The following is a 10008-nucleotide window of genomic DNA, read 5'->3' on the forward strand; positions in this document are numbered from 1 at the left end:
GGTAACATTATCCCCCTCTTTCAGAAATACGGGAGGAATCCGTGTAAATCCCACCCCCTCGGGTGTCCCCGTCAGGACTACCGTCCCGGGCAGGAGCGTCAGGGAGCGGCTAATATCACTGATTATTGCCGAGATGTCGAAAATCATGTCGGATGTATTGGAATCCTGCATAATCTCACCGTTGAGCATCGCCCGGATTCTAAGCCTATCCGCGTTTTTTACCTCATTTTTCGTCACGAGATATGGCCCGATGGGGCAAAACGTATCAAAACTCTTGCCCCTCGCCCATTGTTTCTTCTGCTTGAGTGCCTGCCAGTCACGGGCGCTGACATCGTTGGCGCAGGTATATCCCAGCACATAGTTCAGGGCCTCGGCGCGCGAAACATTTTTTGCCTTCTTCCCGATTATGACGGCAAGTTCCGCTTCATAGTCCACCTCGTTGGGCCCTGCGGCGGGAAGCACGATCGGTGCTCCATGGCCAATGATGCTGGTGGTGGCCTTCAGAAACATGACCGGGCTCTCAGGTTCCCGTATCTCTGTTTCCTCGGCATGTTTCCCGTAATTCAGGCCAAGGGCGATGATATTCGGCGGAGAGACGGGGGGGAGGAGGGTCTCTATACGCTCCACCCTGCTCGACAGTGCAATCTCTCCGAAGATATCACCATCAATGACCGTGGCCCTGTCCGGCAGGTCGGGATCGAACGCTCCAGACAATACCTCCCCGCTCGGTGAGCGGAATCTCACAATCTTCATTCTCTGTCCTCTCTGATGTTCAGCCGCTATAAATGTTTCGACCCCTTTGCCAGATAATTTTGCACATAATCCGACACGGCATCCTCGAGCGACATGGGCCGTACAGGACACCCCGTCGATTTAAGCTTATCCATGTTTGCCTCAGTAAAATACTGATAGTGCGACCTGATATCTTCAGGCATCTCTATGTATTCAATTTTGGGCTTCACGTCCATGGCGGTGAATACCGCCCGTGTCAGATCGTTCCACGTCCGGGCGTGTCCCGTACCGAGATTGAACAGTCCTGTCACCCCCCTGTTTTCCAGGAACCACCAGATCACGTCCGCACAATCCTTTACATACACAAAATCTCGCTTCTGCTCACCGTCCCGGAAATCAGGCCGATGAGATTTGAAGAGCGTCACGCTCCCCGTTTCACGAATCTGCCCGAACGATTTGTGAATAACGCTCCGCATGTCCCCCTTGTGATATTCATTCGGCCCGAAGACATTAAAAAATTTTATTCCCGTAATCTTGTTCCCCAGGCCATTCCTCAGGGCCCACAGGTCAAACAACTGTTTGGAATACCCATACATATTGATGGGGTGCAGCTGCGTGCTTACGCTCTCATCATCGGAAAATCCCAAAGCACCTTCTCCATAGGTAGCCGCACTGCTCGCGTAGATGAAGCGTATATCCTTTTCGACCGCCCATCTCGCAAGCTGGGCGGTGTAACGATAATTGTTCTCCATCAGGTAATCCGCATCCTGCTGCGTGGTTGAGGAACACGCGCCCATGTGAACAATGGCCTCAACATCGAACGGCACGGCATCATCGAGAACCAGCTCAAGGAAATCCTCCTTGTCCAGATAATCCGCAAACCGTCTGTTGACTAGGTTCTTCCACTTCTCGGACATCCCGAGGCTGTCAACAATGACAATATCATCAAACCCCTGTGTATTCAGCTTCCATACAACCGCGCTGCCTATAAATCCCGCTCCCCCCGTCACTACAATCATCCGAATCCCCTCTATCGCCGGCATGGTATCCCTCAGGAACCATGCGGCATCGTTATCGTGCGAACCATCTACAAACAGTAACGATGCGTGCCGTCACCCATCACGCTGTCATAAGGAGATAAGGTAAGGTTCGCATACGTAAAAGTCAAGTTCTTTTATGGTGTTCACCCCGGTCGAGGCTTACGGGGTCTTTTTTCTCCCATACAGGTCGACTTGATGACATATGCCCCGTATTATTTTCACATCCTTGGCAAGCAGTGTGGTCCTCGAAAAGAATCGCCGCACATTTGTCATCCAGTAATCCGGGTTCTGCGTCTTTATGAAGCCTATCCGCAGAAAGATCTCTTTCAGATGATCATACATTGCCTCGCTCTCCGCCACCGTAGCCAGTTTCTGGGTGAAAACGGATGTTTCCTCGGAACATGCGGTAAAGATCTCATAGCAGATAATCATGACCGCATGCGAAAGATTGATGGATTTCAAGTCATCCGACGTGGGAATTTTTACGAGCAGATCGCAGTATGTGAGCTCCCTGTTGGTAAGCCCCCGGTCTTCGGGGCCAAAGACCAGCGCCACCTTGTTGTTCTGAGATCTACCAACGATCTCTTCCGCCATTTTCCGTGGATATATCATCGACCTTTTCAGGCTGGTGTCTCCCGATCGTCCGGTTGTCCCCACAACATACTGAAAGGGAGCAAGGGCCTGATCCAATCTGTCAAAATATTGTATTTTTTCAACGATATCTAGTGCAAAATGGGTCGACAACTGTTCGATTTTTTCCCTATCGGCATTCAGGGGATCGATGACGATTATACTGCGTATCCCCATATTTTTAGCGCACCGGGCAACAGACCCGATATTGCCCGGATGTTTCGGCTTGTTCAGTACTACTGTCAGATTCTCCATTTTTGCCTTTTCCATGTTCCGCCCCTGCCCTTTTTGGTATTGCATAAAGATTGCTCTTGGCCTAGAATCCATGACCGGTTGTGCTATATCATAACTTGCTGAGGTCTTCCATGGCAGATCTAAACCTTTGAAAATATGATTTTAGGAGTATACCCGGATTTTCAAGGTTCTTGCCATCATTCCTCGTGCCTTTGCCCTTATGGGATCTGATGGATTACAAATGAAAAACACACGTGATGTGCTCGCCGGGGCCGCTGGGGAGATTGGCATACCCCTCTCTGGTCACGAGCTAGACCTTCTCATGGAATATTCCCGGGAGCTGCTCTTCTGGAACGAAAAGATGTCGCTTGTCTCACTGAAATCCCCCCTTGATATAATCAAACACCTGATCGACTCTCTCGCCCCTGCACGTCTTATCAAAGACGGTCATTCAAAACTACTGGATATAGGGACAGGGGCCGGTCTGCCCGGAATTCCGCTCAAAATAACAAGGGAATCACTGCGCGTTACTCTCCTCGATTCATCCCGCAAAAAGACCTCTTTTCTCAAGAGCGTCATCCGCAAGCTCGGGCTGAGGGATATCTCGGTCGTAAACGACAGGGCAGAATCATTAACGCTTGAGAAAAACTACAGGGGTTCTTTTGATATCGTCATCTCCAGGGCGGCCTTCAAAATTCCCTATTTTCTCACCGTGGGCGAGCCTTTTCTGTCCGATGGCGGGATCCTCATCGCCATGAAGGGAAAAAACGCGGATAACGAGCTTGAAGAGGCGGCTGGGGCAATCAGAAAAACGGGCCTTGCGTTGACGGGGTCCCATGAGATAGAACTTCCCATAACGGGCGAATCAAGAAAACTCCTCTGTTTCACCAAGGGTCTGTCATAAATTGAGTGTTACTAACCAGATAACCGAGGGGCTGCTCGTCTAAATTACTGCTTCTCAAATGCCATGTTGTATGCTAGCATACCGGTGTTATTCTGAACGTAAATTTACAGAAAGAACCTCTTTAAAAAATGAGTAAAATTATATGCATAGCCAACCAGAAGGGGGGCGTCGGGAAAACAACGACAGCCATTAATTTATCGGCTTCTCTGGCTGCTGCAGAAAAAAAAACCCTCCTGATAGATTGTGACTCTCAGGGAAACGCTACCAGTGGTGTGGGTATCGACCCATCCACGATACATGAAAAAAATCTCTACTACGGCTTGGTTCAAGATGCCCCATTTCAGGAAATTGTATGTAAGACAGATATCAAAACTCTTGACATTATCCCCTCTAACCAGAACCTTATAGGCGTTGAAATAGAATTCGTATCGCTCAAGGACAGAGAAAAAAGGCTGAAAAACTTTCTAAAAAAAATTGACACCCCTTATGACTTTATTATAATTGATTGTCCTCCGTCTCTTGGATTTTTGACCGTTAATGCCCTTGTAGCATCCGATTCGCTCATAATTCCATTGCAATGCGAATTCTTTGCACTGGAAGGCTTGGGGCAATTGCTTAACAGTGTTAAACTGGTACAGGCCCGGCTTAATCCATCTTTGTCACTGGCTGGTATATTACTGACCATGTTCGACCAGAGAAACCGGCTTTCCCACCAGGTAGCCGAAGAGGCCCGGAAGTTTTTTGGGTCTACCGTGTTTGAAACCGTCATACCAAGAAATGTCAGGCTTTCCGAAAGTCCCAGTCATGGATTGCCTATTATACTATACGATATCCAGTCCCGCGGCGCAGTTTCATATATGCAACTGGCACGGGAAATCATGGCAAATGGAAGGGTATAATGTCTAAGAAAAACGCTTTAGGGAAGGGGCTCGGCGCCATATTCCCGGATCTTCTGGAAGATCCGGCCGATAAACCACATTTTGCCATGTGCGGAATTGAGGAATTATCACCGAACAGGTTCCAGCCCAGGAAGGTGTTTGATGGGCACGAACAAAAAAAGCTCTCAGATTCCATCAAAAAAAACGGTTTGCTGCAACCGATTCTTGTGAGAAAGTCCGAAACTGATACAGGTTATGAAATTATCGCCGGAGAACGCAGGTGGAGAGCAGCCCAGGCTGCAGGACTGCGAGATGTTCCCATCCTGATCAGGTACAAGACACAAGATCTGGACGTAGCACAGTTGTCTCTCATAGAAAATATCCAGCGCGAGGAGTTGAACCCCTTAGAAGAATCGGGGGCATACCACACCCTGATAGAACAATTTCACCTTTCTCAGGACGAAATATCGTCACGGGTAGGCAAAGAGCGATCAACTATAGCAAATGCCCTTCGCCTCCTGAATCTTCCTGGAGAAGCAAAGGACGCGCTGATAAAGAAAGAAATCTCTGCAGGACATGCGCGGGCTATTTTGTCTGTTGATTCACAGGAGGGGCAGATCGCCGCCCTGCGTGAGATCATCAGGAAAAAACTCAGTGTCAGAGAAGCTGAAAAGCTGGTTAAAGAAAACCCTGCCCAACCTAAAAAGAAACAAGAGGTAAAGAAAGACCCGGATATTACAGCCCTTGAAAATAAAATGTCTGAACAATTAATGGCGAGGACCACCATAAAACAACTGAGCAAGGGAGGCCTTATAGAAATACGGTTTCTATCAGCCGATGACCTGGACAGGGTATCGGATGTCATCATGAGCGGGGATAACCGGTAATATGCCGATTGTGACAAGAAAAGCTGAGCGACTTTATTAACACCTGTTGATAACACTGTGTATAAGGGTTTATAAATTGGAAGCATTCTGGAACGAAGGCGTTAAAATAATTAAAGAAAAGGTTAGCCAGCAAAACTTTGAAACCTGGATAAAACCTATACGGGTAGTTTCGCTGGAAGATAATAATGTGCTTCTAGGGGTGCCCAATAAGTTCTTTAAGGACTGGCTTGTTGAAAATTACATCGACCTGATCGGCAGCTCTCTTTCAAACGTGTCGGGTATCGATGTAGCGATAAAATTCGTTGTCAGTAAGTCGGAGGACAGTGATACATCACGTGGAATGAGTGTCCCAAGAACCGTTAAAAGCAACCCTGTTCGCCTGCACTCATCCCTTAATTTGAAATACACCTTCGAACGATTTGTTGTAGGGTCGTCCAATCAGTTTGCCCATGCCGCCGCGCTTTCAGTGGCGGAACAGCCCGCACGTAATTATAACCCTCTATTTGTTTACGGCGGGGTCGGTCTGGGAAAGACGCACCTTATAAACGCCATAGGTGCCCATACCGTTTCCCTCTACCCTAAAAAAAATGTTCTCTACGTGTCGGCAGAGGAATTTATGAATGAGCTTATATATTCTATCCGATACGATAAGATGTCGAATTTTAGGGAAAAATATAGAAAGATAGACTCACTTCTTATTGATGATATTCAGTTTATTGCGGGCAAGGAAAGAACCCAGGAAGAATTTTTTCACACCTTCAATACCCTTCACGATTCAGGGAAGCAGATTGTTGTGACAAGTGATAAATTTCCAAAGGAAATACAAAATCTTGAAGGTAGGCTTCGGTCACGGTTTGAGTGGGGTTTGATAGCAGACATTCAGCCTCCGGATATCGAAACGAGGATCGCAATTATCGAAAAGAAGGCACAGGAAAATAGTCTTGATATATCAAGCGAGGTCACCCATTATATAGCTTCTGTCGCAGATTCAAATATAAGGGAGTTGGAAGGGATCCTCACCAGGATAGCGGCATATTCCTCTCTGACGGGCAAGGAAATTAAGATAGAGATCGTACGGGATGTTATAAAGAACCTCCTGAAACACGCGGCAAAGAGGGAGGTTACTATAGATGAAATTTTAAAAGCAGTAGGGAAAAAATTTAATATTCGAGTAGGAGATATACGGTCTCCAAAAAAGAATAAAAATCTTGTGCTCGCACGCCAGAGCGTGATGTATTTGGCGAGAAAGCTGACCAATAACTCTTTTCCTGATATAGGAGAAAAGGTGGGAGGAAGGGATCATTCTACGGTTATTTACTCAAATAATAAGATTAAAAAAATGATGGAAAAGGATTATGAAATAAGAAAGATAATGGAAGAGATAGAGATGATTTTACACACCAGCTATTAACATGTTATTAAGGGGTATATTTAGTAATATAATTAATTATTAAAAACACTTATAGAAAAGTTTCACTATATCAACAGGTACTACTATTACTACTATAGTTTTTTTTAATCACATATCTTTTAAATAATAGGTGACCATATGGAATTTTCTATCAAGAGAGATGTTTTTTTAGAGGGCCTTCAAAAAACCTTAAGTATTGTAGAAAAAAGGACAACCCTCCCAATTCTTAATAATATTCTCATAAGAACACAATCTGAAAGGGTCAGGATAGCTGCTACCGATAGGGAAGTCGGTTTAATATCATACTATGCCGCTACGATTATCACTCCGGGAGAAATCACGGTTGGGGCTAGAAAACTTTTTGAGATGGTCCGGGAAATAGATGGGGAGATTATTAATTTTAAGGTTCTGGAAAATAACTGGGTAACTGTGACATGCGGGAAGATAATATATAAGATCCCTGGTATCTCTGCTGAAGATTTTCCGGAGGTTTCGGATATCGAAAATATGGAGTCTATCAGCATACCCTGTGATGTATTAAAAAATGTTTTTGAAAAGACGTTTTTTGCAATCTCTCAGGATGATATGAGGCCGAACCTGAATGGGGTCTTCTTTGAGATAATAGACGGAAATATTGCAGTGGTTGCCACTGATGGTCATAGATTATCTCTTGTGAAGATGCCTTTAGAGGGAAACGATAATCTGAATATAAAGGGTGTCATAATACCGCGCAAGGGAGTTTCTGAGATTAGAAAACTGGTTGAAGCGGGTGATGATGATGTTGATATGTGTGTGACGGACGGTGTCTGTGTGGTGAAGAAACAGGATACGGTCTTAAGGGTCAGTCTTATTAACTCAGAGTATCCTGATTACAGGCGAGTAATACCGCAAGAGGGGGGAGTGGAAATACAGCTAGATAGGGATAAGATACTTCACTCTCTCAAGAGGATGAGTGTCATGTCTACCGAGAAGTTCAGTGGCGTGAAGATAGAGGTGTATGATCAAAGAATGGTCTTAACCTCTACCAATCCGGACGTCGGTGAGGCAAAGGATGAAATAGATGTGTCCTATGAAGGGGAAAAGATGGAGGTGGGGTATAGCGTACGGTACCTCATAGATGCCATGGACCCCATTGATGGGGATGTCGTGTCTTTTGAAATAAGAAGTGGCGATGGTCCCGGTGTTGTCAGATCTGCCGGAAGCGATGCCTATATGTGTGTTGTGATGCCTATAAAACTAAGAACTGAGAAAGGATTGGATTAAACGGGATTGGAAAATTCATATAGCGCTGATAATATAAAGGTTCTTGATGGGCTTGAGGCTGTCAGGAAAAGGCCGGCCATGTATATAGGCAGTACCGGCAAGGAAGGGCTTCATCATCTTGTATATGAGGTTGTGGATAATAGTGTTGATGAGGCGTCTGCTGAGTATTGTGATTTAATACAGGTAAAAATACGCGTTGATAACAGCGTTACGGTCGAAGATAATGGAAGGGGAATCCCCGTGGACATGCACAAGACGGAAAAGGTGTCTGCGGCCGAGGTGGTGCTGACCAAGCTCCACGCGGGGGGCAAATTTAACAACGACAGCTATAAGATATCAGGTGGACTTCACGGAGTGGGTGTTTCCGTGGTCAATGCCCTGTCTGAATATCTTGAACTGGAGGTGCGTAGAGACGGTAAGGTATATAGACAATCGTATAAAAAAGGTTTTCCTACCCATCCCCTTGAAGAGGTTGGAAAGACCAAGAGAAGGGGGACGAAAATAACCTTCCTGCCGGATGCGGAGATCTTTGAGGAAATTGATTTCAGCTTTGACATCCTTTCAAACAGACTGAGAGAACTTGCTTTTTTAAATCCGGGAATCAAGATCGTTATTGATGATGAGAGAACCGACAAAAAAAACGAATTCTTCTATAAGGGGGGGATTGTTTCATTTGTTGAGTATATTAACCGAAATAAAAAGGTCCTTCACAACAAGCCCATCTACATCAATGGCGAAAAGGATGACTGTTCAGTGGAAGTGGCCCTTCAATACAATGAAGGGTACATGGAAAATGTTTTTTCGTATGCGAACAGCATCAACACCACCGAGGGCGGAACGCATATGATCGGGTTCCGGTCCGCCCTTACGAGGGTGATCAACAACTATATTACCACCAGCGGTATCGGAAAAAACGATAAAACAGCTCTGAAGGGAGAAGATGTCAGGGAAGGGCTGGGCTGTGTGGTCAGCGTTAAATTAAAAAATCCTCAGTTTGAGGGACAGACAAAGACGAAGCTCGGGAACAGCGAAGTCAAGGGCCTGGTGGAAGCCGTTGTCTATGATAAGCTAGGGAATTATTTCGAAGAGAACCCCGCCATCGCACGGCAGGTCGTCTCCAAGTCCATAGACGCGGCACGGGCGCGGGATGCCGCACGGAAGGCGCGGGAGTTGACACGGAGAAAAAGCGCTCTAGAGGTTACCTCTCTTCCAGGGAAATTGGCGGATTGTCAGGAGAAAGACCCTGCACGGAGTGAGGTGTATATTGTTGAGGGAGATTCAGCGGGTGGCTCCGCAAAACAGGGGAGAGACAGGAGTAATCAGGCCATTCTGCCGCTTCGGGGAAAGGTTTTGAATGTCGAAAAGGCACGCCTTGACAAGATGCTCAACAATAACGAGATCAGGGTCATTATCACCGCTCTTGGTGCCGGTATAGGGGAGGAAGATTATAATATAACGAAGCTTCGCTATCATAAGGTTATCATTATGACCGATGCGGATGTCGATGGAGCCCACATCCGAACCCTGCTCTTAACCTTCTTTTTTAGATATATGCGTGAAATGATTGAGCGGGGCTATCTCTATATAGCCCAGCCCCCCCTATTCAGGATCACGCACAAGAAAAAGGAGTGGTATATAAGCAGCGAAGAGGAAATGGATGAGTATATTCTCACGAGCGGGGCGGAAAAGGTCCGGGTTGTGACCGGAGATGGAAGTATTATCACGGGCTCCAAACTGCTGGGCCTGATAAAGAAGGCCATAAGGCTTGATGCCATACTGGAAAAGTTTCACAATAGCGGAAAGGATCAAGAAATCATCAGATTGTTGGCTGGCGATCCATCCTTTTCCAAAAAAGATTTTGAGGACGATGACGTGCTCTCCAAGACAGGCAACAGGATAAGCAAGGCTGTTGGGAAAAGGGTTGTCTCATATTGGACCGAGGCGGATGTAGAGCATGGCGGGAATAAGTTATTTTTCAGTCTGAAACATAATGGACAGGACCACACGACATGGATAGATAAAGACATAT

9 protein-coding genes are annotated in these 10008 nt (G+C 46.2%); 6 read left to right on the top strand and 3 right to left on the bottom strand.

Annotated elements, in window-relative coordinates:
* From Q7J27_03950 to Q7J27_03960, 3 genes are all read right to left on the bottom strand, one after another.
* Window positions 1-753 (bottom strand): fumarylacetoacetate hydrolase family protein (locus tag Q7J27_03950; protein ID MDO9528294.1); only part of this gene is annotated, 753 nt, incomplete at its 3' end.
* Window positions 754-779: 26 nt separating this feature from the next.
* Entirely contained in the window at window positions 780-1775 is a 996-nt protein-coding gene (gene rfaD / locus Q7J27_03955; protein MDO9528295.1) for an ADP-glyceromanno-heptose 6-epimerase, read from the bottom strand.
* Between the two features lie 156 nt (window positions 1776-1931).
* Window positions 1932-2672 carry an RNA methyltransferase gene (locus Q7J27_03960; GenBank protein MDO9528296.1) on the bottom strand — a complete coding sequence of 247 codons (741 nt, stop codon included), beginning with the start codon at window positions 2670-2672 and terminating at the stop codon, window positions 1932-1934.
* A gap of 184 nt (window positions 2673-2856) precedes the next feature.
* On the opposite strand from Q7J27_03960, the gene rsmG reads away from it, so the two are divergent.
* The 6 genes from rsmG to gyrB all read left to right on the top strand — a co-directional run.
* Window positions 2857-3540, top strand: a complete 684-nt coding sequence (rsmG, locus tag Q7J27_03965) for a 16S rRNA (guanine(527)-N(7))-methyltransferase RsmG (protein ID MDO9528297.1) — start codon at window positions 2857-2859, stop codon at window positions 3538-3540.
* 128 nt (window positions 3541-3668) lie between these two features.
* Window positions 3669-4439 carry an AAA family ATPase gene (locus tag Q7J27_03970; GenBank protein MDO9528298.1) on the top strand — a complete coding sequence of 257 codons (771 nt, stop codon included), beginning with the start codon at window positions 3669-3671 and terminating at the stop codon, window positions 4437-4439.
* Window positions 4439-5305, top strand: coding sequence for a ParB/RepB/Spo0J family partition protein (locus Q7J27_03975; protein ID MDO9528299.1), 867 nt, complete (start codon window positions 4439-4441; stop codon window positions 5303-5305). The genes Q7J27_03970 and Q7J27_03975 overlap by 1 nt, the downstream gene beginning before the upstream one ends.
* A 76-nt stretch (window positions 5306-5381) precedes the next feature.
* A complete protein-coding gene (gene dnaA, locus Q7J27_03980) occupies window positions 5382-6716 on the top strand; it encodes a chromosomal replication initiator protein DnaA (protein ID MDO9528300.1) in 1335 nt (444 codons plus the stop codon).
* Window positions 6717-6854: 138 nt separating this feature from the next.
* On the top strand, window positions 6855-7979 hold the full coding sequence (dnaN, locus tag Q7J27_03985) for a DNA polymerase III subunit beta (GenBank protein ID MDO9528301.1): 1125 nt from the start codon (window positions 6855-6857) through the stop codon (window positions 7977-7979).
* 6 nt (window positions 7980-7985) lie between these two features.
* A partial coding sequence (gyrB, locus tag Q7J27_03990; protein ID MDO9528302.1) for a DNA topoisomerase (ATP-hydrolyzing) subunit B occupies window positions 7986-10008 on the top strand: 2023 nt, incomplete at its 3' end.

Source organism: Syntrophales bacterium, assembly GCA_030655775.1.
Lineage (GTDB): Bacteria > Desulfobacterota > Syntrophia > Syntrophales > JADFWA01 > JAUSPI01.